At 33.4% G+C, this 26,180-nt stretch carries 24 protein-coding genes and 1 riboswitch; of the genes, 12 read left to right on the top strand and 12 right to left on the bottom strand.

Annotated elements, in window-relative coordinates; translation table 11 throughout:
- The first annotated feature begins 53 nt into the window (after nucleotides 1-53).
- Nucleotides 54-404: a 4Fe-4S dicluster domain-containing protein gene (locus MPR_RS04640; RefSeq protein ID WP_041889683.1), complete on the top strand. Its 351-nt coding sequence runs from the start codon at nucleotides 54-56 to the stop codon at nucleotides 402-404.
- Nucleotides 405-645: 241 nt separating this feature from the next.
- Complete coding sequence (locus tag MPR_RS04635) at nucleotides 646-873, top strand: hypothetical protein (protein WP_041889680.1); 228 nt, start codon at nucleotides 646-648, stop codon at nucleotides 871-873.
- Nucleotides 874-991: 118 nt separating this feature from the next.
- On the opposite strand, the gene MPR_RS04630 is transcribed toward MPR_RS04635, so the two are convergent.
- The 5 genes from MPR_RS04630 to MPR_RS04610 form a co-directional block, all read right to left on the bottom strand.
- Nucleotides 992-1,828: a hypothetical protein gene (locus MPR_RS04630; RefSeq protein ID WP_025124136.1), complete on the bottom strand. Its 837-nt coding sequence runs from the start codon at nucleotides 1,826-1,828 to the stop codon at nucleotides 992-994.
- A 149-nt stretch (nucleotides 1,829-1,977) separates the two neighbouring features.
- On the bottom strand, nucleotides 1,978-2,817 hold the full coding sequence (locus MPR_RS04625; RefSeq protein ID WP_074761206.1) for a hypothetical protein: 840 nt from the start codon (nucleotides 2,815-2,817) through the stop codon (nucleotides 1,978-1,980).
- Between the two features lie 204 nt (nucleotides 2,818-3,021).
- Nucleotides 3,022-3,843: a hypothetical protein gene (locus tag MPR_RS04620; RefSeq protein WP_041889677.1), complete on the bottom strand. Its 822-nt coding sequence runs from the start codon at nucleotides 3,841-3,843 to the stop codon at nucleotides 3,022-3,024.
- A gap of 812 nt (nucleotides 3,844-4,655) precedes the next feature.
- Nucleotides 4,656-5,054 carry an acyl-CoA thioesterase gene (locus MPR_RS04615; RefSeq protein WP_041889674.1) on the bottom strand — a complete coding sequence of 133 codons (399 nt, stop codon included), beginning with the start codon at nucleotides 5,052-5,054 and terminating at the stop codon, nucleotides 4,656-4,658.
- Between the two features lie 199 nt (nucleotides 5,055-5,253).
- A riboswitch (cobalamin riboswitch) is annotated at nucleotides 5,254-5,446 on the bottom strand.
- Nucleotides 5,447-5,579: 133 nt separating this feature from the next.
- Nucleotides 5,580-7,073, bottom strand: a complete 1,494-nt coding sequence (locus MPR_RS04610; protein WP_041889671.1) for a hypothetical protein — start codon at nucleotides 7,071-7,073, stop codon at nucleotides 5,580-5,582.
- Between the two features lie 145 nt (nucleotides 7,074-7,218).
- Here MPR_RS04610 and MPR_RS04605 point away from each other — a divergent pair, with 145 nt between their 5' ends.
- From MPR_RS04605 to leuB, 4 genes are read left to right on the top strand one after another with little or no spacing between them, the layout of a single operon-like run.
- Complete coding sequence (locus MPR_RS04605; RefSeq protein WP_052472639.1) at nucleotides 7,219-8,394, top strand: 2-isopropylmalate synthase; 1,176 nt, start codon at nucleotides 7,219-7,221, stop codon at nucleotides 8,392-8,394.
- A gap of 13 nt (nucleotides 8,395-8,407) precedes the next feature.
- On the top strand, nucleotides 8,408-9,811 hold the full coding sequence (gene leuC / locus MPR_RS04600; RefSeq protein ID WP_041889668.1) for a 3-isopropylmalate dehydratase large subunit: 1,404 nt from the start codon (nucleotides 8,408-8,410) through the stop codon (nucleotides 9,809-9,811).
- Nucleotides 9,795-10,379, top strand: a complete 585-nt coding sequence (leuD, locus tag MPR_RS04595) for a 3-isopropylmalate dehydratase small subunit (protein ID WP_041895166.1) — start codon at nucleotides 9,795-9,797, stop codon at nucleotides 10,377-10,379. The genes leuC and leuD overlap by 17 nt, the downstream gene beginning before the upstream one ends.
- A 2-nt stretch (nucleotides 10,380-10,381) precedes the next feature.
- Complete coding sequence (gene leuB / locus MPR_RS04590) at nucleotides 10,382-11,500, top strand: 3-isopropylmalate dehydrogenase (RefSeq protein ID WP_041889665.1); 1,119 nt, start codon at nucleotides 10,382-10,384, stop codon at nucleotides 11,498-11,500.
- 31 nt (nucleotides 11,501-11,531) lie between these two features.
- On the opposite strand, the gene MPR_RS04585 is transcribed toward leuB, so the two are convergent.
- On the bottom strand, nucleotides 11,532-13,580 hold the full coding sequence (locus tag MPR_RS04585; protein WP_041895163.1) for an LTA synthase family protein: 2,049 nt from the start codon (nucleotides 13,578-13,580) through the stop codon (nucleotides 11,532-11,534).
- Between the two features lie 257 nt (nucleotides 13,581-13,837).
- On the opposite strand from MPR_RS04585, the gene rpmH reads away from it, so the two are divergent.
- Together rpmH and carB are read left to right on the top strand one after the other, a co-directional pair.
- Entirely contained in the window at nucleotides 13,838-13,999 is a 162-nt protein-coding gene (gene rpmH / locus MPR_RS04580) for a 50S ribosomal protein L34 (RefSeq protein WP_006256972.1), read from the top strand.
- A gap of 147 nt (nucleotides 14,000-14,146) precedes the next feature.
- Nucleotides 14,147-16,999, top strand: coding sequence for a carbamoyl-phosphate synthase large subunit (carB, locus tag MPR_RS04575; protein WP_006256973.1), 2,853 nt, complete (start codon nucleotides 14,147-14,149; stop codon nucleotides 16,997-16,999).
- A 44-nt stretch (nucleotides 17,000-17,043) separates the two neighbouring features.
- On the opposite strand, the gene MPR_RS04570 is transcribed toward carB, so the two are convergent.
- Nucleotides 17,044-17,397: a hypothetical protein gene (locus MPR_RS04570; RefSeq protein ID WP_235280535.1), complete on the bottom strand. Its 354-nt coding sequence runs from the start codon at nucleotides 17,395-17,397 to the stop codon at nucleotides 17,044-17,046.
- A 242-nt stretch (nucleotides 17,398-17,639) separates the two neighbouring features.
- Here MPR_RS04570 and MPR_RS04565 point away from each other — a divergent pair, with 242 nt between their 5' ends.
- Both MPR_RS04565 and mgtE read left to right on the top strand, forming a co-directional pair.
- Nucleotides 17,640-18,962, top strand: a complete 1,323-nt coding sequence (locus MPR_RS04565; RefSeq protein WP_041889659.1) for a DNA recombination protein RmuC — start codon at nucleotides 17,640-17,642, stop codon at nucleotides 18,960-18,962.
- A gap of 135 nt (nucleotides 18,963-19,097) precedes the next feature.
- Entirely contained in the window at nucleotides 19,098-20,411 is a 1,314-nt protein-coding gene (mgtE, locus tag MPR_RS04560) for a magnesium transporter (protein WP_041889658.1), read from the top strand.
- 64 nt (nucleotides 20,412-20,475) lie between these two features.
- Here mgtE and MPR_RS04555 read toward each other — a convergent pair whose 3' ends face one another.
- Complete coding sequence (locus MPR_RS04555) at nucleotides 20,476-20,679, bottom strand: hypothetical protein (protein ID WP_041889656.1); 204 nt, start codon at nucleotides 20,677-20,679, stop codon at nucleotides 20,476-20,478.
- A gap of 54 nt (nucleotides 20,680-20,733) precedes the next feature.
- On the bottom strand, nucleotides 20,734-21,978 hold the full coding sequence (locus tag MPR_RS04550; RefSeq protein WP_041889653.1) for an MFS transporter: 1,245 nt from the start codon (nucleotides 21,976-21,978) through the stop codon (nucleotides 20,734-20,736).
- 135 nt (nucleotides 21,979-22,113) lie between these two features.
- On the opposite strand from MPR_RS04550, the gene meaB reads away from it, so the two are divergent.
- The gene (meaB, locus tag MPR_RS04545) at nucleotides 22,114-23,211 is read left to right on the top strand and encodes a methylmalonyl Co-A mutase-associated GTPase MeaB (RefSeq protein ID WP_041889650.1); all 1,098 of its coding nucleotides are present in this window, start codon (nucleotides 22,114-22,116) and stop codon (nucleotides 23,209-23,211) included.
- A 26-nt stretch (nucleotides 23,212-23,237) separates the two neighbouring features.
- On the opposite strand, the gene MPR_RS04540 is transcribed toward meaB, so the two are convergent.
- Both MPR_RS04540 and MPR_RS04535 read right to left on the bottom strand, forming a co-directional pair.
- On the bottom strand, nucleotides 23,238-23,489 hold the full coding sequence (locus tag MPR_RS04540) for a DUF8828 family protein (protein WP_006256980.1): 252 nt from the start codon (nucleotides 23,487-23,489) through the stop codon (nucleotides 23,238-23,240).
- 7 nt (nucleotides 23,490-23,496) lie between these two features.
- Nucleotides 23,497-24,870 (bottom strand): MATE family efflux transporter, encoded by a 1,374-nt coding sequence (locus MPR_RS04535; protein WP_041889647.1) that lies wholly within the window; start codon nucleotides 24,868-24,870, stop codon nucleotides 23,497-23,499.
- A gap of 139 nt (nucleotides 24,871-25,009) precedes the next feature.
- Here MPR_RS04535 and MPR_RS04530 point away from each other — a divergent pair, with 139 nt between their 5' ends.
- A complete protein-coding gene (locus tag MPR_RS04530; protein ID WP_041889645.1) occupies nucleotides 25,010-25,537 on the top strand; it encodes a hypothetical protein in 528 nt (175 codons plus the stop codon).
- 52 nt (nucleotides 25,538-25,589) lie between these two features.
- Here the strand turns inward: MPR_RS04530 and MPR_RS04525 are convergent, their stop codons facing one another.
- Nucleotides 25,590-26,168: a hypothetical protein gene (locus MPR_RS04525; RefSeq protein ID WP_052472637.1), complete on the bottom strand. Its 579-nt coding sequence runs from the start codon at nucleotides 26,166-26,168 to the stop codon at nucleotides 25,590-25,592.
- Nucleotides 26,169-26,180: the final 12 nt, after the last annotated feature.

Here is a 26,180-nt window from a genome sequence, read left to right as displayed (position 1 = left end):
TTTGGGTGTAAATTTGCATACAAAGTTAATACATATAAAACAAAATATAAGCTATGGCAATCATTATAACAGACGAATGCATAAATTGTGGAGCTTGCGAACCTGAATGTCCTAACACAGCGATATATGAAGGAGCAGATGACTGGAGATATAAAGACGGTACAGCCTTAACAGGTAAGGTAGTTTTACCTGACGGTACTGAAGTTGATGCTGAATCAGCTCAAGAGCCAGTGTCTGATGAGTTCTACTACATCGTACCTTCTAAGTGTACAGAGTGTAAAGGATTCCACGAAGAGCCTCAGTGTGCGGCAGTTTGTCCTGTAGATTGTTGTATTCCTGACGACAACCATGTTGAAAGCGAAGAAACTCTTTTACAAAGACAAGCATTCTTGCATAAGCACTAAGCAACATATAAAGCTACTCCCTGTGAGTAGCTTTTTTCATTTATCACCATAGCCATAAACTAATATATTACTCTACTAGCTCAAGGATTCTTTAAGAATTCTTGAGCTTTTTAATTTTATACTATTCATCTACATCATAGACTCACTAAATCAAAAACAAACATATTTAACTAAAAAACAACAAGTTATAAAAACATTTTTTATTAACTTTATTGATATTAACACAAAAAACAAAACCATTATGAACAAATCTCATGCATTTTGGATCACAGCCATGATCCTTATCACGACCTCAGCCTTCGCAGATAGTCCCTCCATCAAGGTATGGGGAGGAGGACTTACACTAGGTTCGCTTATCGCAGTATTTCTATCTTGGACGAGAAATAAGTCTATCCTTTGGGCTATTGTCCATTTCTTTCTAGGATGGTTATATGTGATTTATTATTTCTTTAGCAACAACTCTAAATAGCATAAAAAAATACGCTCTGATGACTAGTCATCAGAGCGTATTCATTTCTATCTCTTCCCTATTGAATGTTACACTCAATTAGTTTATATCGCCAATCATATTATACCAAGTTAATATCTTATCTTTTATTCACTGCTTTATTAAAAGTAATTGGAACAATCAAATTGCTATTATAGTAATTTCCATTAATATCTCTATTAAAATGATAATCTTCTAACTTTTCATTTTTTAAAGCATACATAATATCTGTCACTAATTCAGTATACATAGCATTATCTGAACTATAATTTCTAGGAAAATCTAATGCCAGATTCCACTTTTGAGCTTTATAATCAGATTCAATATTTACTAATATATAATTAGGCACAGAACCATTCTTAGTATAAATAGTATTAGTTATTTTTGCCTTCACTTTTTCAGATAAATCTATCATTTTATCCTTTGGAAACTTAAATCTAGTATATAACAAACAACCATCAGTATTAATAACTTTTCCATCTTTAGAATAGCATTTAATCACTTTTTCTTTATTTACAGTTGTAATCTCTTCTATCAATCCATCCAACAAAAATTGCTTAGTAACAAGTGTAGAACCCTTTTCTTTTTTATTAAGATAGGTTACAACCCTATCCATATAAAGAGTTTCTTCTTTAGTATTTAAATCTCTCTTATATATTTTTGATTTAAACTCATACTTATTATCAGCTAATACACTACCTATATAGACCACTCTATTTGTCCAAGAACGAGTAGAATCAACCTCAAATCCACCGTTGAAATAGCGTGTAAAAGTTATATTCTCATTCTTTTTTAGAATACTCTTAATAATATCATTCCCCGTAAATTTCATTCGACTCTGTCTAAGGGCACTTCCGCCTGGTGTAGTCTGACTATAACCAAGTGAAGATATAACTATAGCTACAAATAATAGCGTTGATTTAAATAATACTTTCATTGAGGTGTGGTTTAATATTTTACATATAAAATCAAAACTAGAAAGTCCACTCCGTATATCCTAGACATTATCTGACAAAACGGATAAAACTTTAACTTATTATTAATATTTTATACAAAACTTACATTCTATCATTTAACACACTATAACTATCCATGGTGCGCTATAAATGTCAAAGGAATAGTATAGTTACGATTATAGAAATTACCGTATAAATCTTTATTAAAGTGATACTCTTCTATTTTTAAACTATTTAGGGCATTAAGAATATTAATCACTAAACCCGAGTACAAATGATTACTCACTTTATAGTCTTCAGGAAAAGAAAATGTTACAAACCATTTCTTACTTAGATAATCCGCTTCTATATTCAGTAAGATGTAAGAAGGTATTTTTCCTTTAGAACTATACAGAAGATTCTGTATTCCCTGTTTTACATCTATAGATAAAGCCTCAAACTTATGTCCTGGAAATTTAGAATAACTATATAGCAGACATCCCTTATCGTTTAACTTAGCTCCATTTTTATCATAACAGCCAATAGTCTCCTTCCCTTTATCACTCTTATACTCTTCTACTAGTCCCCCTTTTAAGAATTGCTTTCTTATGTAGACCTGTTTCTTTCCTTTCTTATCTAATAAAGTTCTTTTGCTTTCTTCCTCTTTAACTAATTTTCTTGTTTCTATATCAAGCTTATAAGTCTTAGTCATTAGTAAATACTGATTATCCTTTAGGCTTTTCCCTGTATACTTCACTACTCTGTCCCACGTAGATACAGAATCTACAGCATTAATACTGTTAAAGTATCTAGTAAACAATGTATCTTTCTCTTGCTTATTTAACTCTTTTACAATATCATATCCACTTAAAAGCTGCCTATTAATTATAAGCGCATCAGAAGCTGGTCCCCCCTGACCATATCCTAATACTGAAATTAAAAAAAGTATTAACGCCGTTATTCTATTTAATTGCATTTGTCTCATTATCATATCTATTTCTTTATTCTATAATTTAATATTATATAACTATAAATGTATTTTTCCACTTCCTCATTATCTGAAGATTTGTTATTCAAGATTACTCTTATTTTAAATGACTTACCACCTAGATGACTATTACTATTTTTTTAGATCATTCCTTCTTCAAAACATTATATTTTCAATAATCTAAAGTCCTTTAGTCTATAACTACTTCTATCTACTAAAAGATAATGGGATAAACATAGTTCTATTATAATAATTACCATTAATATCTTTATCAAAATGATATTCTTCTAGTTTCTCATTATTTAATACATGGGCTATAGCAGCTACTAGACTTGTATGCATATCAGAACCTAACTTATACTCTTTAGGAAAGTCTAAAGCTAGATTCCAACGCTGACTCTCGTAATCTGCTTCAATTGCTAACACCATATAACGAGGTAACTTACCTTTACTGTTGCTAATTAAATTAGTTATTGTTTTTTGTAGATTGCGTTGAAGCTTTTCTATTTTTTCAACTGGGAAAGGTGTCTGAGAATAGCGAAGACATCCCGTTTCATTCAACACATTCCCTACCTTATCTATACATTTGACAGTGTATTGTTTATTCTGATGAACTATTTCTTCTACTAGCCCGTCTAATAGATATCTTCTATTCAATATATAAACAGCATCTGATTTATTCTGATGATATATCTTCTCACTTTCAGTATTTAACTTTAGCTCCTTCGAATTCTTTTCTTTAAGCATACTCTGGGCAGACATTTTATATTTATTATCGTCCAGTTTTTCTCCTGTATACGTTACTTCCTCTTTCCATAAACGCGTAGAGTCTACTAAGAAGCTGCTTAAATAATGTCTCGTAAAAACCGTATCTCTTCCCGTTTTTAATAAATCTTGAATAACATCATTGCCACGATATACCTCAACACTATTATACTGCTTTGCGTTCCTTTTCTTTTTTTGACCATATACAGTCATAGTTGTTGTAGTTAATACTACAGCTAATACAATTTTTAATAATCCTCTCATGTGTGATGTCTATTGGGTTTTTACAAGTGAATCCAAAACTATAAAGTCCATTTCTAAAATCCTAGACATTCTCTGACAGATTCACTACTTCTCAAATTTATTTTAACCTTATATCCAAGGAGAATACATGGTTAATAAAAGGATACTTCTTCGACTAATGACCTCTTTTGCCCACTAAATACGGGTTATTGTCCACGAACTGTCGAAGGAATTGCATTCAAACTACTGTTTATAAGGCTTTAAGGGGATATAAAGAAAGTGTTCATTCTACACAAAAAACAAACAAATCACTGTAAACCAACATATTAAACAAAAATCACTCTTAAAAAAAATGTCATCTTTTTTTTCAAAAAGAGCTAATTATAGGTCTTTACAGAGCTAATTATCAAAAAAAAGGAAGTATAATCTATAAAAACTCGTTATAAAAGGTCAATTTTTGAATCAAAAAGTAAAAAAAAGAGTTGATTATTTTTATGATGATACCTCTTATAAAAAGTTTATTAATGGAGTTAGATATCTATAATAAGGCCAATGTTTAGATCTCAAAGACTAGATTAAACCCAGAATAAGCGTTAGCCAAATACTACAAAGCAATTCTACTTCATATCTCTTTCATTAGCTCTAAAACCATACTATAGTATGCTTGTATCACTAATTCAGAGCTATTTTGTATAATTACTTTTCGTTTATCTGTCTATCACTGATTCTGGGTTAAAAGGAGTCAAAAAAAATGGGGATAGACACTAACCTGTCTATCCCCCTACCAAAAACTAAAAAATGTAAGATGCTTACAAAATTTACTTGTATAAAACCTAGTCTAATATAGATATCGGTTTGAAATTATCATTTAATGCTACGAGCGTAAATACTCCTGTCACTACTTGGATGCGTTCATCCTCTCTCATCTTCTCTCTGTACACATTGACACGGATGCGAATACTCGTATTCCCGATAGACTCTACCTCACCTACCATCTCTACTAATGAGCCAGCTGGTATCGGCTTTCTGAAGTCAATCTTATCACTACTAACAATCACAAAGTTCTTTCTACAAAAACGAGTAGCAGTCATAAATGCTGTCTCTGTCATCATCATGATTACTCGTCCACCGAACATGGTATTATGATGATTAGTAGTATCTGGGAATACTACCTTAAAGACACTAGTGATTGCCTTCGATTTTCGTTCTTCTATCTCTGCTTCTATTAACATAGTTATATTCGTTAATCCTACAGTATTCAGAAATACTATAGACTAGATAGAAATCTATCAAACTGCTATTCGAAAAAATGATTTGGAATTAAATGAAAAGATACAATGCGCTCATCCTAGATTATACTGACTATAATCTCATGGATTAAATAATAAACACATTCCAACTTGACATAAAGCTCTAAACCGCGAAAGCATAGTCTATAAACAGAATTAGGCAGGTCTCCTGACTTGTAACTATTTTTTATCGTCCTTCCCATTACTTAAGTAATAACAGTGGATCACTTGGATAAAAAATTAATGAGTTACTTACAGTTGCGCGACAGTTCGTGATTCTCACACGATTCCCTTTTCATATACAACTAAGTATAACCTATTTCTATGGAATTAATACTGTATTATTTTCTAATACTGTGGCGAAGATAGTAATTCTTTTGAAACATCCAACACATTTTAATCAAACAAAGCCACATAAACTAAGAAGTCTATGTGGCTTTTATCATTGGATAAGTCAATATATCTAAGTTAAACTATTTTCTTCTTTGCCCAATTTAGGACATCTATATAGAGAATACTTCTCACATAAAATCTATTCGTATAGAGCTCTTCAGTTTCTTTTACAAATCGCTCTAACACAAGCTTCTGATCTTTAACCGATGCTCCTAATAGTCCTTCGAATAGACTCATAAAGGTATCGTGTATCTGTGTTTTATTTTTCATCTTTTTCATCAAGGCTCTATTGGCTTTAATAAAGTCTTCATAATGCTGATCTTTCCCTGACTCATACTGTGCCATTAGAGATAAAATACGAGTATGAAATAGTAAATCTTCCTGTACAGAGTAGTCAGAATTCTTCAGAATTCGTTCTGTATAGGCAAGAGAATCATCATATTTCTTGTATCCGAAATACAAAGAAGCTACTTTAAAATATAGAATATGGAAGTGATGCTCATCGATCATATTCACATATTCATTAAGTCCACGCTGTAATTGCTTTACGAAAAGTAGACTTCCATTATAAGTCTGTTGTATAAACTCTATATTCAGCTTATTACTAAACTGCAATAAGAATCGCTGAGAATCTATATTCATAGACTGAGGGAAGCTCTCTAAAGCCAATTGTTCTTCTAATTTAGCATTCCAATAGATATATTTATCTACAGATTTAAACAACAATAAGATTTTAAATAAATAAGAGTTCCCTTTTAAATACCATATAGGATGACTCTGTATCATCTTAGGATGCTCATAGAATAGTGTTACCCATAGCTTAGCATATTTATAAGCGTTGTGATAATCTTGGATTAGAAAACATAACCACACATGCGCTTTAAAGTACCATAACTTCTCTCTAAAGTTAAGCATCTTCACATCTATATCTAAGAGCTGATCACTAAATCGGGTAATTAGCTCTTGCTTATCTTCCTCGCTCTTAGCATACCCTGAGGTAAGCATCTCGTTATAGAACTTCAGTGATAGATTAGATAACTTAGTCGCATAATAGTTCTGTATAATCAGGTCATTAGACTGTGCGATAAGCTCGTCTGCACGCCCCGTAATACTACGAGTGATATACTGAGATTCGATTACCTTTTCTAGTTCTATAATCTCTAGAGCCAGGCTCTTCTCCTCTACATCTAAAGCGATTTGTTTCGCCTTATCTAATATTTTTAGCCCTTGCTTATGTAATCCTTTTTGATACAAAATGGTTGCAAAATCTAATTGTTCACGTATCTGTATTCTTACGTTTTTCTTACTAGGATTCATACGAAGGCTAGCCAAAATAGCTTTATACAGATTTGCTTTTAAGTTGGATAATTGTTGTTTACTCGTTATTTTTTGTTTGAGAATAACTTGCTCATCATACTCCTCCATCTTATCCATCGCATTAAATAGTGAGATGAATTTAGCATCTGCATTATTCTGCAACCTATTCACATATAAAGTAAATTGACGTTTCTCTGACCTTGTCAAAGATTTTATCAATATAAATAACCAGTCTTTTCCCCAATTTGACATTGTAATAAAAAATATTTTAACAAACTCAAAAACAACAACTTAAATAACTAAATCAGTTTTTTAACATTGTAGTTTTTGTTTTTTTGATAAAGTTAACAAAAAGCTTTTATACACTTTTGTCTAAAGTTATTTAAAAACATAAAATATGAAAACTGAAAAGATTGAGATTTTTGACACCACATTAAGAGACGGAGAACAAGTACCTGGTTGTAAACTAGATAAACAACAAAAGTTGGCTATTGCTCAGCAACTCGATGAATTAGGTGTTGATGTGATTGAGGCAGGTTTTCCTATTTCTAGTCCTGGTGACTTTGAGGCTGTTCAGGCGATTAGTAAAATCGTTAAAAACGCTAAAATATGTGCACTTACTCGTGCGAATACGAAAGATATAGATTCGGCAGCTAAGGCATTAGAGTTTGCACAAAAACCAAGAATACACACAGGTATCGGTACATCTGACTCACATATAAAATACAAGTTTAACTCAACACAAGAGGCTATTATAGATCGTGCTGCAGAAGCTGTAGCCTATGCTAAAAAGTATGTGCACGATGTAGAGTTCTACGCTGAGGATGCTGGTAGAACTGATAATGTTTATCTAGCGAAAGTCTGTGAAGCAGTAATCCAAGCAGGTGTGACAGTGATCAATATCCCTGATACTACGGGATACTGTCTACCTACAGATTATGGAAACAAAATAAAGTACTTAAGAGATCATGTCAAAGGAATAGAGAACGTCATCTTATCATGTCACTGTCACAATGATCTAGGTATGGCTACTGCTAATTCTATCGCTGGAATAATCAATGGGGCTAGACAGATCGAATGTACAATCAACGGTATAGGTGAACGTGCAGGTAATACCGCTTTAGAGGAAGTGGTCATGATCTTAAAACAACATGAGAATTTAGGCTTTCATACCGATATTAATACAACGATGTTAAATCATTTAAGTCAGCTGACTTCTTCTACGATGGGAATGGTAGTCCAACCGAATAAAGCTATTGTAGGTGCGAATGCCTTTGCTCACAGTTCTGGTATTCATCAAGATGGAGTGATTAAACGAAGAGACACTTATGAGATTATAGACCCTAAAGATGTGGGTGTAGACGCTTCTTCTATCATTCTAACGGCGCGTAGTGGTAGATCAGCCTTAGCGTACCGCTTCAAGAATATCGGATATGACGTTACTAAAACCGAATTAGATACTTTATACGAATATTTCTTAGGCGTAGCAGATACTAAAAAAGAAGTAACCGAAGTAGACTTATTTGCCATTATGAATATGTACACACAGAACCAGATTATTAAACACGCCTAAACAAACAAAGAAAATGAGTAAAACACCAAAAACATTATTTGACAAGGTATGGGATGCCCATGTCGTAGAAAGTATTGAGAACGGTCCGGATATATTATATATAGATAAACATCTAATTCATGAGGTAACGAGTCCACAAGCCTTTGATGAACTAAAGAAGAGAGATATTCCTGTCTTTAGACCACAACAAATCATCGCTACAGTGGATCACAATGTACCAACTCTAAATCAAGAATTACCCATTAAAGATCCTTTATCAAAACAGCAAGTAGAACAATTAGCAATTAACTGTAAGGAAAACAACATTACTTACTATGATTTAGGACATCCATACCAAGGGATAGTGCATATTATCGCACCCGAACTTGGTATTACTCAGCCAGGTATGAGTATGGTCTGTGGAGACAGTCATACTTCTACTCATGGCGCATTCGGAACTATTGCATTTGGTATCGGGACGAGCCAAGTAGCGCAAGTATTCGCTAGTCAATGTATCTTAATGAATAAGCCTAAGACTATGCGTATCACCGTAAGTGGTAAACTTAATGCTCACGTACAGCCAAAAGATGTGATCTTATATATCATCTCTCAGGTAGGTACAGATGCGGGTACAGGGTACTTCTGTGAATATGCTGGTAACGTATTTGAAGAGATGAGTATGGAAGGAAGAATGACTGTCTGTAATATGAGTATAGAGATGGGAGCACGTGGAGGAATGATAGCTCCTGACCAAACTACTTTTGACTATGTAAAAGACAAAACCTTTGCTCCTCAAGGAGAAGAATGGAATCAAAAAGTAGCATATTGGCAGACATTACCAACAGATAAAGATGCACAATTTGACTTTGAATATCACTTCAATGCAGAAGATATCAAGCCAATGATTACTTATGGTACTAACCCAAGTATGGGAATAGACATAGATACGTTCATTCCATTCAATAAAAATGAATCAGAAGAGAAAGCTCTTAATTATATGGGATTATTACCAGGTCAGGCTATTGATACGATACCGATTAAACACGTATTTATAGGTAGTTGTACGAATGCTAGAATAGAAGACTTTAGAGTAGCTGCTTCTTATATTCAAGGGAAGCAAATCTCTAAAGACATCAATGCTCTAATAGTACCTGGTTCACAAAAAGTAGTCGCTCAGATAAAAGAAGAAGGACTAGATATAGTGTTCCAAGAAGCTGGTTTTATTATTAGACAACCAGGCTGCTCTGCCTGTCTAGCGATGAATGAAGACAAGATACCATCAGGCGAATTCTGTGTTTCTACTTCGAATAGAAACTTCGAAGGAAGACAAGGACAAGGAGCTCGTACCTTATTAGCAAGCCCATTAACAGCAGCTATCGTAGCTGTAGAAGGAAAGATTACTTACTCTAAAATGAATGAATATGCAAGCCTTAACTAAGATAACATCTACCGCTACTCCATTAGCTATAGAGAATATAGATACAGATCAGATCATACCTGCTCGTTTCTTAAAAAGTATAAACAGAGAAGGCTTCGGTGATAATCTATTTAGAGACTGGAGATATAATAATGATGGTAGTGAGAAAAAAGACTTCTCTCTAAATAACCCTAAATACGCTGGTGAGATATTAATCGCTGGTAATAATTTTGGGTGTGGGAGTAGTAGAGAACACGCAGCATGGGCTTTATCTGATTATGGTTTTAAGGTCATTGTGAGTAGTTACTTTGCGGATATCTTTAAAACAAACGCCTTAAACAATGGTGTACTTCCTATTATGGTGAGTAAGGAGTATCTCTCTTACTTATTTAATGAAGTACAAAACAATCCTAATATACAGATAGATGTAGATGTGGAACAACAGTCTATTACAGTCAATAATCAAAAAGAGCACTATGAACTAGATCCGTATAAAAAGATCTGTTTGCTAAATGGATATGATGACATAGACTTCTTAATTGCTAAAAAGGATGCAATAAAATCCTTTGAACAAACTAAATCGTACTAGACATGACTAATAAATACAATATAGCAGTATTATCAGGAGACGGCATAGGCCCAGAGGTAATCCACGAAACAATAAAAGTATTAAATGCAGCTGCACAGACCTATGTGTTCCAATTACAATATCACGAAGCACTAATCGGAGCTATTGCTATAGATGAAACAAACAATCCTTTGCCACAGGAAACATTAGCTAAATGCAAGGCTTCGGATGCTGTGCTTTTTGGCGCGATTGGGGATCCTAAATACGATAATGATCCGTCTGCGAAGATACGCCCTGAGCAAGGGTTACTTGCTCTTAGAAAAGAATTAGGCCTTTATGCTAATGTGCGCCCTGTAAAAGCGTATCAAAAGCTGATCAATAAAAGCCCTTTAAAAGAAAACATCATTCAGGGAACTGATATGGTAATTTATAGAGAATTAATTAGCGGTATCTACTTCGGAGACAAAAGTACTTCTGCTGACGGCAAGTCAGCAGTAGATATCTGTTCGTATCATCAAGAAGAAATAGAAAGCATCGCTCGTCTAGCTTTTAAAACAGCTAAACAACGTAATAATAAAGTGACACTTATAGATAAAGCAAACGTATTAGAGACTTCTAGACTCTGGAGAAAAGTAGTGAAGACTATTGCTATGGAGTTCCCAGAAGTTGAATTAGACTTTATGTTTGTAGATAACGCAGCTATGCAATTAATCTTAAACCCAAAACAGTTTGACGTTATTCTAACAGAAAATATGTTTGGAGACATTATTTCTGATGAGGCTAGTGTTATCGGTGGCTCTATTGGATTATTGCCTTCTGCATCTATCGGAGAAGAAAGCGCTTTATTTGAGCCTATTCACGGTTCTTATCCACAGGCAAAAGGACTAGGAATCGCTAATCCTATTGCTTCTATATTAAGCGGAGCTATGATGCTAGAACATTTAGGCGAACACGAAGCTGCTGAAGCTATAGAGGATGCAGTACTACACTGTATCAATGCAGGTGTATTAACTACTGACTTAGACAAGACTTCTAAATTTATTACATCTGATATCGGTGACTATATCTGTAATCATATTCGATACAGAACAGGATATAGATATAAAGATAATATCCCATATCACAAATCAACGATTATATAAACAGAAAAGAGCTCCTTAGTGGAGCTCTTTATTATTTTGTTCTGCTCATTTGATGAGCTTGTATATCTTCGTATATCTTTACCGTCTGCATAGTGGTAAAAGCTTTCATCTTATTCAGCATATACTGTCCATGTTCTCCCATTTCTGGTTGTACTTTCAGCTTTCGCTTATCACTTCCTACCCAAGTATAATAATACGGTTTATCATTCTCTATCGCTACTACTCCTACAGAGTCAGCCATATAATTATAGTCATTTAGAGCGAATCTATAAGGCTTAGTATTACAAAACAGATTATCTCCTGTATATTTATAATTCGCATCAGATAAACTCAGATTAAATATAGTAGGAAAAATATCTTTATGTGAAGCTAAAATATGCTCATCAAAAAAGACTGGTTTATACTTCTCTGGTATATAAAACAGAATAGGGACGCTTCTCTTCATAAAACTATCCTCTGCTGTGTATTCAAACACTTGTCTAATATTATGATCACCTGAAGCCACTATAATAGTATTCTCTCCATAAGGAGACTCTTTTATCATCCTGATCAATCTAGCTAACTCAGAAGCAGCATATTGATGAGAAGCAAAATTAGCATAAGCTGTAGCTTCATCTACTCTTATATTTTTTCTTACTTCTTCTGGCATTTTAATCGGTTGTACTTTAAAATTGTTTGGCACCTCAAAAGGAGTATGATTACTAATCGTCAAACCAAAGATAAACTTAGGTTTATCATCCTTTTTCTTTAATGTATTAAAGATATAATCAAACAAATATCCATCGTGTACCCCCCATGCAAACTGTTCTGCTTTAGGATTAAACTCTAAAATAGCATTATTCCCTTCTAGATAATCAAACTGTTGATGTTCTAACATCTTGTCTATATTTCTCCAGGACAAATTAGCTCCTGTTAGAAAGTAAGTATCATATCCATTCTCTTTAAAAGGAATAGCTACAGATGTAGTAAAAGGTGTATCAAAATAAACAGACTGAGAAATAATAGTCTTAGGAGTACCAATCATAAAGTTCTCTAAAGTCTGAATAGTACCATTAAATGCAGACATAGCATTCTTAAAGTAATACAGATTAGGTAACTCATTTTTTAAATCTCCTATCAAATTAAACTCCTTAGTATTCATCTCAAAATAATGATTACTCATACTTTCCATCTGAAGAAATATAACATTAGGAGGATTCTTTTCTAAAAAATCATTATGAGCTGTCTTAGCTGTAAGATCTTTATCAAAATCAACTGAGGCATTCTTTAAATAAGTATTCCATACCTCCTCTAAAGATTTAAAACTAGAACTCATCATGACACGATCAATATCAGGTACAATCATATTAGCCTTACGCTCTGAGTTGGCAAACTTCAAACAATACATCGCATTATACCCCAATGAATTAACAAACTCATTAGTAGATACATTAGTATGCTCTCTACGTAAAGTAAACTCTCCTAAAGAACCACGCATTCCTATAAAAAACACAGGTATTACAAGCAATAATAAGTAATCTATCTTCCTGACAGTAGACTTACTTTCACTTCTGACATAACGATTAACTATAAATCTATATACTCCTATCAAACATAAAACAACACTAATATATAGAGATATGATCTTCAGAATAGGATAGTCATTCCACACAGAATCTAATACAGCTGAAGTATCATCATAGAAAATACCAAAAAACAATAAATTGATATGAGATTGAAAGAATTGATAGAAATAATAATCAATTATAATAAGCGATAAAAATAATATTAAAACGACTGATAAAATGACTAATGCTATTTTATTATAAGCCCTTAAAAATTTGTCTGAAGCTTTCTTAGAAATAAATAATGAGGCTATCCAAAATAATAATAGAGGCAAGAAACCATAACAAATAGCAGATATATCAAATCTACTACCCGCTATAAAAGCCTTTAATACACTCCCCTTTACCTCTACTAGTTCCTCAAAATTTCCATAGGTAAACAAGAAGAAAAGTCTACTCAAAAGAAAGGTCAAGAAGAAGAATACAAAATAAATACCTGTTACTTTAAGTACTCTCTTATATAAATCTATATTCACAACCACTGTTTTTAAATAATTATCAGGGCACAAAACTAGCAAATAAGTTTACAATAAATTAACATTCTTATAATTTTCAAATAATATTGAAGTTATATTACTGCATTCTAAAGCGAAAGAAAGAAGTTTGAAAATATTTTTCAAAAACGTTTTGTAAGAGTAAAAAGACTTTTATATATTTGCACTCGGTTTTTAAGCAACAGCTAATTCAAATAAACCAGTTAGATTAGTAAAATTAAGATTTAAAGATAAAAGCAATGAGCAAAAGAACGTTTCAACCATCGAATAGAAAAAGAAGAAACAAACATGGTTTCATGGATAGAATGTCTACTCCTAACGGTAGAAAAGTATTAGCTGCTAGAAGAGCTAAAGGAAGACATAAATTGACTGTTTCTTGTGAAACAAGACATAAAAAATAATGTTTGGATCAAACATAAATAAAGGTGTTACTATTATTCGTAACGCCTTTTTTTATACTTTGTCGTAAAACATACCATCTATCACACACAACAACACTAAACTTACTTCACTCACAACGAAGTATTTAACATAACAACACAATTAAAATGCCCAAAGACAATTCTATCAAAACTGTATTAATCATTGGTTCAGGACCAATCATTATTGGACAGGCTTGTGAATTCGATTACTCAGGTTCACAATCAGCAAGATCTTTAAGAGAAGAAGGAATTAAAGTTATATTGATTAACTCTAATCCTGCGACAATTATGACTGACCCATCTATGGCAGATCATATTTACTTAAAACCACTGACAGCAAGATCTATTATAGAGATTCTTGTAGCTCATCCAGAGATTGATGCTGTATTACCTACTATGGGTGGTCAGACAGCACTAAACTTATGTTTAGAATGCGATGAGAAAGGTATATGGGCAGACTTCGGAGTTCGCCTAATCGGTGTTGATATCAACGCTATTAACATCACTGAAGATCGTGAGCAGTTCAAACAACTTTTAGAGAAAATAGACGTTCCTGCAGCTCCTGCAAGTACAGCTACTTCATTCTTAGAAGGAAAAGAGATCGCTCAAAAATTTGGTTTCCCATTAGTTATTCGTCCTTCATTTACCTTAGGAGGTACTGGAGCAGCTTTCGTTCACAAAGAAGAAGACTTCGACGATTTATTAACTTATGGATTAGAAGCTTCTCCTATCCACGAAGTTTTAATTGACAAAGCTTTATTAGGATGGAAAGAATACGAATTAGAATTATTACGCGACAAAAATGATAACGTAGTAATCATCTGTACTATTGAGAATATGGACCCTATGGGTATCCACACAGGAGATAGTATCACTGTAGCTCCTGCTATGACATTATCAGATAGAACATTCCAAAGAATGCGTGATCTATCAATCAAGATGATGCGTAGTATTGGTAACTTCGCTGGAGGATGTAACGTACAGTTCGCTGTATCACCAGACGAAAAAGAAGATATCGTAGCTATTGAGATTAACCCACGTGTATCTCGTTCTTCTGCATTAGCTTCTAAAGCGACTGGTTACCCTATCGCTAAGATTGCAACTAAACTTGCATTAGGATATACACTAGATGAGTTACAAAACCAAATTACTAAATCTACATCAGCTTTATTTGAGCCGACTTTAGACTATGTAATCGTTAAAATACCTCGTTGGAACTTTGACAAATTTGAAGGTGCTGATAGAACATTAGGTCTTCAAATGAAATCTGTAGGTGAGGTTATGGGTATCGGACGTTCGTTCCAAGAAGCTTTACACAAAGCAACTCAATCATTAGAGATTAAACGTAATGGTCTAGGAGCTGACGGTAAAGGATATACTAACTATGATCAAATTATCGATAAACTTACTCACGCAAGTTGGGATAGAGTTTTCGTAATCTATGATGCAATCCAACATGGTATTCCATTAAGTAGAATACACGAAATCACTAAAATCGACATGTGGTTCTTAAAACAATACGAAGAACTATATATGTTAGAAAAAGAGATTTCTAAATATACACTTGAGACTCTACCTAAAGATTTATTACTAGAAGCGAAACAAAAAGGTTTTGCTGATAGACAAATCGCTCATATGCTAAATACACTTGAGAGTAAAGTACATGACTTACGTGATACAATGAACATTCAACGTGTGTTTAAATTAGTAGATACTTGTGCTGCAGAATTCCCTGCTAAGACTCCTTACTACTACTCTACATTCGAGGCTGAAATCGAAAGGCCTGACGGTACACGTTATGTGTCTAACGAAAGCATCGTAACAGATAAGAAAAAGGTAGTGGTACTAGGTTCAGGACCTAACCGTATCGGTCAAGGTATCGAATTCGATTACTCTTGTGTACACGGAGTATTAGCTGCTGAAGAATGTGGTTATGAAACAATTATGATTAACTGTAATCCAGAGACAGTATCTACTGACTTTGATACAGCGAACAAATTATACTTCGAACCAGTATTCTGGGAGCATATCTATGACATCATCCAACACGAAAAACCAGAAGGGGTAATCGTACAGTTAGGTGGTCAAACAGCGCTTAAACTAGCTGAAAAACTAGAGAAGAATGGTATTAAGATCTTAGGAACTAGCTTTGACGCATTAGACTTAGCTGAAGACAGAGGTCGTTTCTCTGAATTATTAGAGCAACTAGATATCCCATTCCCTCAATTCGGTGTTGCTAAAACAGCTGAACAAGCAAATAAACTAGCAGACCAATTAGACTTCCCTTTACTAGTAAGACCTTCTTATGTATTAGGAGGACAAGGAATGAAGATCGTTATCAACAAAAAAGAATTAGAAGAGCACGTAATCGAATTACTAAACTCTATTCCTGGTAACTCATTATTACTTGACCACTATTTAGCAGGAGCTATTGAGGCTGAAGCAGATGCTATCTGTGATGGTGAGAATGTACACATCATCGGTATTATGGAGCATATAGAGCCATGTGGAGTTCACTCTGGAGATAGCCACGCTATGTTACCTCCATTTAACTTAGGTGAATATGTGTTAAACCAAATTAAAGACCACACAAGAAAAATTGCTGTAGCTTTAAAAACAGTTGGTTTAATCAACATTCAGTTCGCTATTAAAGATGATATTGTATATATCATCGAAGCTAACCCTAGAGCATCTAGAACAGTTCCATTCATCGCTAAAGCGTATGGAGAACCTTATGTAAACTACGCTACAAAAGTAATGTTAGGACACAACAAGGTAACTGACTTTGACTTTAATCCACAGTTAAACGGATACGCGATCAAAACACCTGTATTCTCTTTCAACAAGTTCAAAAATGTAAATAAAGCATTAGGACCTGAAATGAAATCTACAGGAGAGAGTATCTTGTTTATCGAAAACTTAAGAGACGATCAATTCTATGAAATCTATTCTCGTAGAAAAATGTACTTAAGTAGATAATACTTAAAAGCCCATCTTAATAAAGGTGGGCTTTTTTATTTGACTTATCTATGTCTACTATATCCATCTTGTTTATTACTATAATATTTATAGTAAATATCGCCTGCACATACCTCATACTCTCCAAACTCATAATTACCTGACGCAGAGATAACAAATATTGCATTAGACAATACATTTCTGTCTTTCATTATAAATTCTTTAAGGTACTTCATACTCCACTCACCTTGAAAAACATAACCGTGAGCGATGGCCTTATCCTCATCTAACTTGGTAAAATTACAAGCAATATATCCATCCATCTGAATTAGCTTTTCTTTTAAATCTCTTTTCTTCTTACGCTTAGACTCTTGCTTGATATTACTTTCCTTAAGTGTATCATTACCATGTATAGGCATAAAAGAATTAGCAAATAAACTTGAGGTTATAAGTAATAACCATACACATAAAAATTTCTCATAATAAATACCTTTATAATTATAGTCTAATATTAAAGATATAACTTTAATCGATATAAAATTTTAAATTACAGATACTTATAAAACAAAAAACAGTTTTGCTATAAACCATAGCAATACTAAACACTTTTATACAGGCATTATTTACTACTTTTGACTATCTAACTTCATTGTCAAAAAACATGTCACAAGAAATATTAATAGGCTTATTAGCTATTCTAATTATCATCGCTTTTTTTATTGGTAAATCAGGTAAAAAAGAAACTACCTCATCTGGAGATTTTATTAGGCTACAAGCAGACAACGACTTTAAAGATAAACTGATAGATCAACTAAAAAGCGAAAAGAAAACAATAGAAGAAAACTTAGAGATTATCCGATTAGACAATCAGGAACTAATAGCACGTATATCTATTCGAGACACAGAATACATTAATTTACAAGAACGATTAGAATCACAACAACAAGAGACTGCTAATCTTCAAGAGAAGTTCACAAAAGAGTTTGAAAACCTCGCTAATCGAATATTAGAGGAGAAAAGTGATAAGTTCACTAAGCAGAATAAAGCTAGCTTAGAAACGCTATTATCACCTCTACAAGAGAAAATACAACACTTCGAACAAAAAGTAGAACAAACACATAAAGAAAGTATTGACCATCATGCTGCATTGCGTCAACAGATATTTGGGTTACAACAGCTAAACCAAAAGATGAGTCAAGAAACCCTTAATCTAACAAAGGCTTTAAAAGGAGATAATAAAATGCAAGGAAACTGGGGAGAGATGATTCTAGAAAGTGTACTTGAAAAATCTGGTTTAGAAAAAGGTAGAGAATATGAAACTCAACAAAGCTACACTTCTGAGGAAGGTAATAGACTACAGCCTGATGTCGTAATCTACTTACCTGACAATAGACATATGGTAGTCGATTCTAAAGTATCCTTAGTTGCTTATGAACAGTATATCAATACTGTAGATATCGAAGAGCAAAAACGCTATTTACAAGAGCATTTAATTTCTTTAAAAAGACATATAGATGGGCTGTCTGAAAAGAATTACCACGAACTATACAGAGGTACAAGTCCTGATTTTGTATTGCTATTTATCCCTATAGAGACAGCCTTCTCTATAGCAATTAATGCAGATAATACACTATATACTAAGGCTTTTGAAAAAAACATCGTCATAGTAACCCCTTCTACTCTATTAGCGACATTACGCACAATAGAAACAATGTGGAGCCAGCGCAAGCAACAAGAAAATGCTTATGAAATAGCAAGACAAGCAGGCTTGCTGTACGATAAATTTGTTGGACTAGTCACTGACTTACAAAAAGTAGGAAAGAAGATAGATGAGTCGAGAAATGAATACGATAATGCCTTCAATAAATTAAGTGAAGGAAAAGGAAACTTAATAACTTCTGTACAAAAATTAAAAGACATGGGAGCCAAAGCTAAGAAAAGCTTAGATTCACAAATTTTAGACAATGCTATTGATAACCTTTAGTTTAAATAGATAAAATATTAAGAGAAGTTTATTTTATTAAAAAATCATTAGAAATTTTAAAGTACACTTTGTATAGATTACCTTTGCATAGTTTTTAAGAAAATATTATACTAACTACTTAATAAGCTTCGATCTATGACTTTTAAAGACATGCACCCAGCAGATATTGCTGAAGCAATTACAGAGATGAAAAGAACCGATAGAAACCTTGCGTTTCTAAAGCTTTCACCTGACTTAAAAGTTGAAGTATTCTCCTTTTTAGATATTAATATTCAAGAGGAAATAGTGCGTAGCATGACAAGAGAAGATTATGCAGATGTACTTAATAACTTAGAACCTGATGACCGTACAGAGTTATTAGAAGATTTCCCAGATGAATTAATTAAATACTCTATCAACTTATTAAACGATAAAGAAAAGCAAATTGCACTTAACTTAATAGGATATAAAGAAGATAGTATTGCTCGTTTAATGACTCCCTTGTATATCCAAACGAAAGCTAACAAAACAGTTAGACAAGTTTTAGATCATATCAAGGTGTATGGTAAAAAAGCTGAAACATTAAACTATATCTATGTAGTAGATGATCACAATAGATTAATTGATGACTTAAAACTAGGTGAATTAGTTCTAGCAGACGAAAACACACTAATAGCAGACTTAATAGACAACACATTTGCTTCTATTACAAGTACTACAAAAACAGAAGATGCTTTTGACATATTCGAGAAATACGATCGTTCTGCACTACCTATCATAACAGAAAGTGGAGTACTTGTAGGTATAGTAACCTTCGATGATATCTTAGATGCTATTAAAGATAGAGATACAGAAGATATCCAAAAGTTCGGGGGTATGGAAGAATTAGATTTATCTTATACACATACACCACTATTCGAATTAGTACGAAAAAGAGCGGGTTGGTTAATTATCTTATTTTTAGGAGAAATGTTAACTGCTTCTGCAATGGGACATTTTGAAGATGAGATAGAGAAGGCAGTTGTATTAGCACTATTCGTTCCTTTAATTATATCTAGTGGTGGTAACTCTGGTTCTCAAGCGGCTTCTCTTATTATACGTGCCATGGCATTAGGTGAGTTAAAACTAAATGACTGGTGGTATGTAATGCGAAAAGAGATTGCGTCAGGAGTAATGTTAGGAGGTATCTTAGGAATTATTGGTTTCGTAAGAATCTTCATTTGGCAAGAAGCAGGCATATATGATTATGGAGAACACTGGATTGCTATCGGACTAAGTGTATCAGTCTCTTTACTATTCATTGTTTTATGGGGTACCCTATCTGGTTCGTTAATACCATTTATATTGAGAAAGTTTGGAATGGACCCAGCCACTGCGTCAGCTCCGTTTGTTGCTACACTAGTAGACGTTTCTGGATTAATCATCTACTTCTCTATAGCAGCCATGTTTTTATCAGGAAAGATATTATAATAAATAAGTATAACTAAAAAAAGGCGAGTAAACACAACTGTTTACTCGCCTTTTTTATATAACCTTACTTTAAGGTAAGAGGTTTTTCAGCTTCTAATACAGGAGCATTAGAGTTATTATAAATCTGAGGCTCATTATTTTTATTGTAACTAACTAGAGCTTGCTCATACTCTTTTTTATACTTGTCTTTATCAGAAGTCAATTTATCTTTTGTTCCACAAGAAATAAATAATATACTTATCGATAGTGTAATATACGCTATTCTCATAATATCTAGTTTAAAGGTTGATTCTCTTAAAGATACACTTTAAATTAATAGATACTACTCCTCTTCTCTAAATTTGACTTTTTTCATATTTGGTAACAGAGCTGCTATAATCCCAATTAAAGGTAAATAAGCACAAATCATATAGATATTCTCAATAGAAGTACGGTCAGCCCACCATCCTAGAACAGCAGATCCTAAACCTCCCATACCAAAAGCAAAACCATAAAACAAGCCTGACACCATACCTATTTTACGTGGTAATAGCTCTTGTGCATACACTAATATAGATGGGAATGCTGAGGATAGGATTAAACCGATAATCACAATTAATATACCTGTCCACTCTAAAGAAGCATAAGGTAGTAACATCGTGAACGGAGCTACTCCTAATACTGAAAACCAAATAATGTATTTACGTCCTACTTTATCACCAAAGAAACCGCCTATTAAAGTTCCTGCTGCCACAGCTAACAAGAAGTAAAAAAGGTAAACTTGCGCTTGTACTTCACTTATACCAAACTTATCCATTGTATAAAACTGAAAATAACTAGAAATACTAGCTACATAGAAATACTTAGAGAAGATAAGTAATAGTAAAACTACAATAGATGTCCATACTCTTAACTTAGAAAGTTCAGGAATACGAATAACCTTCTTCTTCTTTCCTACTTGACTCTTTAATACATCTTTATACCATCCTCCGATAAAGGCGTACACAAATTGAGCAATAAAACCAACAACTAAAAACCATAACAAATGTTGTTGCCCTTTTGGCAATACTATCCATGCAACTAACAATGGTGCTAAAGCTGTTCCTGTGTTACCTCCAATCTGAAAAATAGATTGTGCTAAGCTACGTTTCCCTCCTGAAGCTACATAAGATACCCTAGATGACTCTGGATGGAATATAGAAGACCCTATACCTATTAATATAACAGCACATAGTACCATTGCATAAGAAGGGGCATAACTAAGTAATATAACTCCAAACATAGAACAGATCATACCTATCATTTGTGAATAAGGCTTTGGATGTTTATCTGTATAAGTACCTACTAAAGGTTGAAGTAAAGAGGAAGAAACTTGATAACAAAAAGTAATCATTCCGATTTGTGCAAAACTTAAGTTATAGTTAGTCTTAAGTAATGGGTAGACTGCTGGAACTATAGCTTGTAGAAAATCGTTACATAAATGTCCAAAGCTTATTGCTAATAGAATTGGAAAAACTGTTTTCTGATTTACTGTTTGTTCATTGATTTTGTTTACTAATGTTTTGGGTGCAAAAAGTTTAGTATTCATTACGTCATTTTTCGTTAAGCCCAAATATAATAGGTTGTATATATACCGTCCTAACCGTTCAAATAAATTTCGAAATATGTCTATTTTTAGTACTTTTACCTTTTATCATTACACCAACCCAATAGATTCTTAAATATGTCACAGCATAATTATAATAAATCAGCGTTAACTGAAAACGAAGGTATAGAACAACCTAATACCACCAATCAAAATGCTATTGCAAAATTTCAAGCTAGACGTAAACAAAAGATATCTACTGAGGAGATCATCCAAAGAATTATTGCTAAAGACAAAGTAGCTCTAAGTCAAGGCATCACACTTATTGAGAGTTTAAATCCACTACATCACGCACAAGCAGATGAAATAGTACAAGGATGTCTTCCTTATGCTAATAAATCTGTTCGTATTGGTATAACAGGTGTACCTGGCGTTGGAAAGAGTACATTCATAGAAGCCTTCGGTCTCTTACTTACTAGCCTTGGCAAGAAAGTAGCAGTACTAGCTATAGATCCTAGTAGTAGTATTACGAAGGGAAGTATCTTAGGAGATAAAACACGTATGGAAGAGTTAGTCAGAGAAGAGAATGCTTTTATACGTCCATCAGCTTCTGGAGACAGCTTGGGTGGAGTAGCTAGAAAAACGAGAGAAAGTATAATCTTATGTGAAGCTTGTGGCTTTGATACTATACTTGTAGAGACAGTAGGGGTTGGACAGAGTGAAACTGCTGTACAGAGTATGGTAGACTTCTTCTTATTACTCAATCTAGCTGGTGCTGGTGATGAACTTCAGGGAATTAAAAGAGGGATTATGGAAATGGCAGATGCTGTTATTATCAATAAAGCAGATGGTGAAAATATAAAAAGAGCTCATATGGCTAAACTTGATTATAATAGAGCCTTACACCTTTTCCCTAAGAAACCTTCTGGATGGACACCAAAAGTAAGTACCTGTAGTGCTATTGAAAACACAGGAATAAAAGAAATTTGGAACATCATCAATCAATATACTACACTAACCAAAGAAAATGGTTATTTCGACAATAGACGTCAAGAACAAAACCAATATTGGATGATGGAAACTATAAATGAAAACATATTAATGAACTTCTACAATCATCCAGAGATAAAAGCAATGCTTACTGAAAACAAAAAAGCAGTGCAAAACAGTGAATTATCACCTTTCGCAGCTGCTCATAAAATCTTAGATCTATATTTTAACTCACAAGCTAAATAGTTTAGTACTATTTAGCTTGTTCTATATTAGTCTTCTTCGTCTAATTCTTCGTCATCTACATAACGCTCCATCTCTCTTTCGTAAAACTCACCAGCTTTCACGATAAGTCCTTCCATCTCTGCTTCTATCTCTGCTTCTTCAGACTCTTCTATTGTTTCTAAGAACTCTACCTCATCAGTATTTAAGTTGATGATAAATCTAGGGAATTCTAAATGTATAATAAAAATATCCTCTGGATACTCAGTATTATCAGCTAGTACGAATTTTGGTAACTCCATATTATTTCTAATTATTGTTTATTAATCTATTTGACAATGTATGAAAACGCCAGTATAAGCATATTGCAGCAGTAGTTAACCCTGCTAATAAACCTATCCATATCCCAGCTGCTCCTACACTAGTATATAATCCAAGGTAAATAGATATAGGAAATCCAATGATCCAATAAGACACAAAAGTAATTCCCATAGGCATATTTACATCTTGAAGTCCTCTAAGCGCTCCTAATGTTACTACTTGTATACAATCCGATATTTGGAACACTGCAGCTACAAGTAATAATGTGCCTGCTAATTTAATCACTTCTTGATTCATTACAGCATTTTCGAGGTCATTATTATCTAAAAATAACATTGGAATATACTGATGAAATAAAACAAAAAGAATTGCAAAACCTGTATAAATCATTACTGCCATTAAGATAATAGACCTCGCTACTACTCTTAACTTTACATAATCCTTTAATCCTCTTTGGTTCCCTACTCTAATCATCGCAGCTACACTTAACCCGCTTGCAAACATAAAAGTCATCGAAGACATACTCAATGCAATCTGATTAGCAGCCTGTGCCTCTGTACCTATCATTCCAGATAACCATACTGCACCTACAAAAAGTGCCACTTCAAAGAAACTCATCATTCCTGAAGGAATACCTATTTTTGTAATCTTATTCAGCATTTCTTTTTTAACTTCATTAAATTTAAGATTACTCATAAATGGCTTAAAAATATCCTGTTTATGAAGAGCAAAATGCATATATACCAACATCACTATACGAGCAATAAGTGTACCATAAGCTGCACCTATCATCCCCAATTTGGGGAATAACCACACACCATGTATTAATGAATAACTCAATATTAAATTAGTAATATTGGTTATTAATGTTGCATACATAGCGTTTTTTGTCTTTGATTTTCCATCTGCAAATTGCTTATAAGCTTGATACATCACTAAAGGAATCAATGATAAAGCAACAATATCTAAGAAAGGTCGGGCTAATAAAACAACTTCCTCAGGCTGTCCCATGTAAACCAATAAAGGCTTACAAAGGTAAATCAAAGCAAATAAAACCAATCCTACTGTAGTACATAAAAACAAGCCATTAATAAAAACAGAGCGTCCGTCTTCTGTGTCATTAGCAGCATCACTATGTGCTACTAAAGGAGTCAAAGCTGTTGAAAATCCGACACCTAAGGCTACTCCAATAAAAACAAAACTATTCGCTAAAGAAGCTGCTGCTAATTCTGTAGCTCCTATCTTTCCAACTAATATGTTATCTATTACCCCCACTACAGTATGTCCTAACATAGCTAATATAATAGGATAAGCTAAACGTATATTATACCCAAATTCTTTATAATAAATAGATAAATTCATTTAAAATTTTTTTGCAAATATAACTACTGTATACGGAAACTCGTCCTCTTAATTACGCGAATAAACAAAAACGTCTTTTCAAACGGCAAGTTTATTGCAGTATATTTTTCTCAAACAACAAAATAAAGACACAATCCTCATGATTAAACTCACTAAAAAAATTTCACTTACAGTGTTAGCACTAAGTGCTATTTTAGTTGCAATGCCAGCTGCAGCTCAAAAGAAAGACAAGCCTTATTATCCTAAGGGATTTAGAGTAGGTTTTGGTCTAAACGGAGGTATGCCTTTAGATTCTAAATATGATGCTGCACTTGGTGTAGATGCTAGAATCCAATATGACGTTAGTCAAAAAACCTCATTTACTTTAACTTCAGGTTATACTCATTTATTTAATGGAGATGAAGGAGATTTAGGATTAGTTCCAATAAAAGCAGGATTTAAACAGTTTTTAAACAAAAACATCTATGCTATGGGAGAATTAGGAGCAGGTATCGGTACTCACTCAGGAATGGGAAATACCTTTATTTGGTCACCATCTATCGGTTTTGCTAATCGCTATGTAGATGTAAGTCTTCGTTATGAGAACTACAATGATTATAACACTGATCAACTTGCTGTCCGTGTAGCCTACGGATTTTCTTTAAAAAAGAAAAGCAAAAAGAAATAGAAACATAACTGAACAATAAAGCCAATTCTAGTATTAGAATTGGCTTTACATATTAACTTGTTTGAAACCATTTATATTCCCCTTCTTCCCAATATAGTATACCACTACCACAAGAATCTCCTACACCTATCGATAGTCCTTCGTTCTTTAAAATAACTTTTTCACTTTCTGGAACATCTTCTTCATTTCTATAATTTCCCTCACCATCTATATAGTCAAATAAAACTGTTCCTTTCTCCACAACAGATATTCTTTGCATCCATAGAATCTCCCATTGTGGAATGAGTTCATAATGTGTTGCTCCATCAATAGAGCCTATTATATGTTTCTCACCATTGCCCCAAGTAATTATTATAGCATAATTCTCATATCCTCCTCCTTTGAATATTTCGAATAACTCCTCTTTTCCATCTCCATCAAAATCAACTTTAATCGAATTTACTTCATGATCAGGTGAGAGAACAAAGGAATCCTCATCATTATTACCTATATACTCTTCTTCTACTGTCTCCTCTTTTTCTTCCACCATATTGGTTTCTACAGCGACCTCCTTCCTCTTATCGGTATCCTTACACCCCAATACAATAAGTAACATCAATGTGTTTATCAGAATAACTATCTTTCTTTTCATCCTTTTACCTCT

Source organism: Myroides profundi (genome assembly GCF_000833025.1).
Classification (GTDB): domain Bacteria; phylum Bacteroidota; class Bacteroidia; order Flavobacteriales; family Flavobacteriaceae; genus Flavobacterium; species Flavobacterium profundi_A.
This window is presented reverse-complemented; position numbering and strand designations above follow the sequence as displayed.

Bases quoted from the DNA above. Each gene is read 5' to 3' on its own strand.
- MPR_RS04640 (WP_041889683.1), top strand. From the start codon at position 54: ATGGCAATCATTATAACAGACGAATGCATAAATTGTGGAGCTTGCGAA.
- MPR_RS04635 (WP_041889680.1), top strand. From the start codon at position 646: ATGAACAAATCTCATGCATTTTGGATCACAGCCATGATCCTTATCACG.
- MPR_RS04630 (WP_025124136.1), bottom strand. From the start codon at position 1,828: ATGAAAGTATTATTTAAATCAACGCTATTATTTGTAGCTATAGTTATA.
- MPR_RS04625 (WP_074761206.1), bottom strand. From the start codon at position 2,817: ATGATAATGAGACAAATGCAATTAAATAGAATAACGGCGTTAATACTT.
- MPR_RS04620 (WP_041889677.1), bottom strand. From the start codon at position 3,843: ATGAGAGGATTATTAAAAATTGTATTAGCTGTAGTATTAACTACAACA.
- MPR_RS04615 (WP_041889674.1), bottom strand. From the start codon at position 5,054: ATGTTAATAGAAGCAGAGATAGAAGAACGAAAATCGAAGGCAATCACT.
- MPR_RS04610 (WP_041889671.1), bottom strand. From the start codon at position 7,073: ATGTCAAATTGGGGAAAAGACTGGTTATTTATATTGATAAAATCTTTG.
- MPR_RS04605 (WP_052472639.1), top strand. From the start codon at position 7,219: ATGAAAACTGAAAAGATTGAGATTTTTGACACCACATTAAGAGACGGA.
- leuC (WP_041889668.1), top strand. From the start codon at position 8,408: ATGAGTAAAACACCAAAAACATTATTTGACAAGGTATGGGATGCCCAT.
- leuD (WP_041895166.1), top strand. From the start codon at position 9,795: ATGCAAGCCTTAACTAAGATAACATCTACCGCTACTCCATTAGCTATA.
- leuB (WP_041889665.1), top strand. From the start codon at position 10,382: ATGACTAATAAATACAATATAGCAGTATTATCAGGAGACGGCATAGGC.
- rpmH (WP_006256972.1), top strand. From the start codon at position 13,838: ATGAGCAAAAGAACGTTTCAACCATCGAATAGAAAAAGAAGAAACAAA.
- carB (WP_006256973.1), top strand. From the start codon at position 14,147: ATGCCCAAAGACAATTCTATCAAAACTGTATTAATCATTGGTTCAGGA.
- MPR_RS04570 (WP_235280535.1), bottom strand. From the start codon at position 17,397: ATGCCTATACATGGTAATGATACACTTAAGGAAAGTAATATCAAGCAA.
- MPR_RS04565 (WP_041889659.1), top strand. From the start codon at position 17,640: ATGTCACAAGAAATATTAATAGGCTTATTAGCTATTCTAATTATCATC.
- mgtE (WP_041889658.1), top strand. From the start codon at position 19,098: ATGACTTTTAAAGACATGCACCCAGCAGATATTGCTGAAGCAATTACA.
- MPR_RS04555 (WP_041889656.1), bottom strand. From the start codon at position 20,679: ATGAGAATAGCGTATATTACACTATCGATAAGTATATTATTTATTTCT.
- MPR_RS04550 (WP_041889653.1), bottom strand. From the start codon at position 21,978: ATGAATACTAAACTTTTTGCACCCAAAACATTAGTAAACAAAATCAAT.
- meaB (WP_041889650.1), top strand. From the start codon at position 22,114: ATGTCACAGCATAATTATAATAAATCAGCGTTAACTGAAAACGAAGGT.
- MPR_RS04540 (WP_006256980.1), bottom strand. From the start codon at position 23,489: ATGGAGTTACCAAAATTCGTACTAGCTGATAATACTGAGTATCCAGAG.
- MPR_RS04535 (WP_041889647.1), bottom strand. From the start codon at position 24,870: ATGAATTTATCTATTTATTATAAAGAATTTGGGTATAATATACGTTTA.
- MPR_RS04530 (WP_041889645.1), top strand. From the start codon at position 25,010: ATGATTAAACTCACTAAAAAAATTTCACTTACAGTGTTAGCACTAAGT.
- MPR_RS04525 (WP_052472637.1), bottom strand. From the start codon at position 26,168: ATGAAAAGAAAGATAGTTATTCTGATAAACACATTGATGTTACTTATT.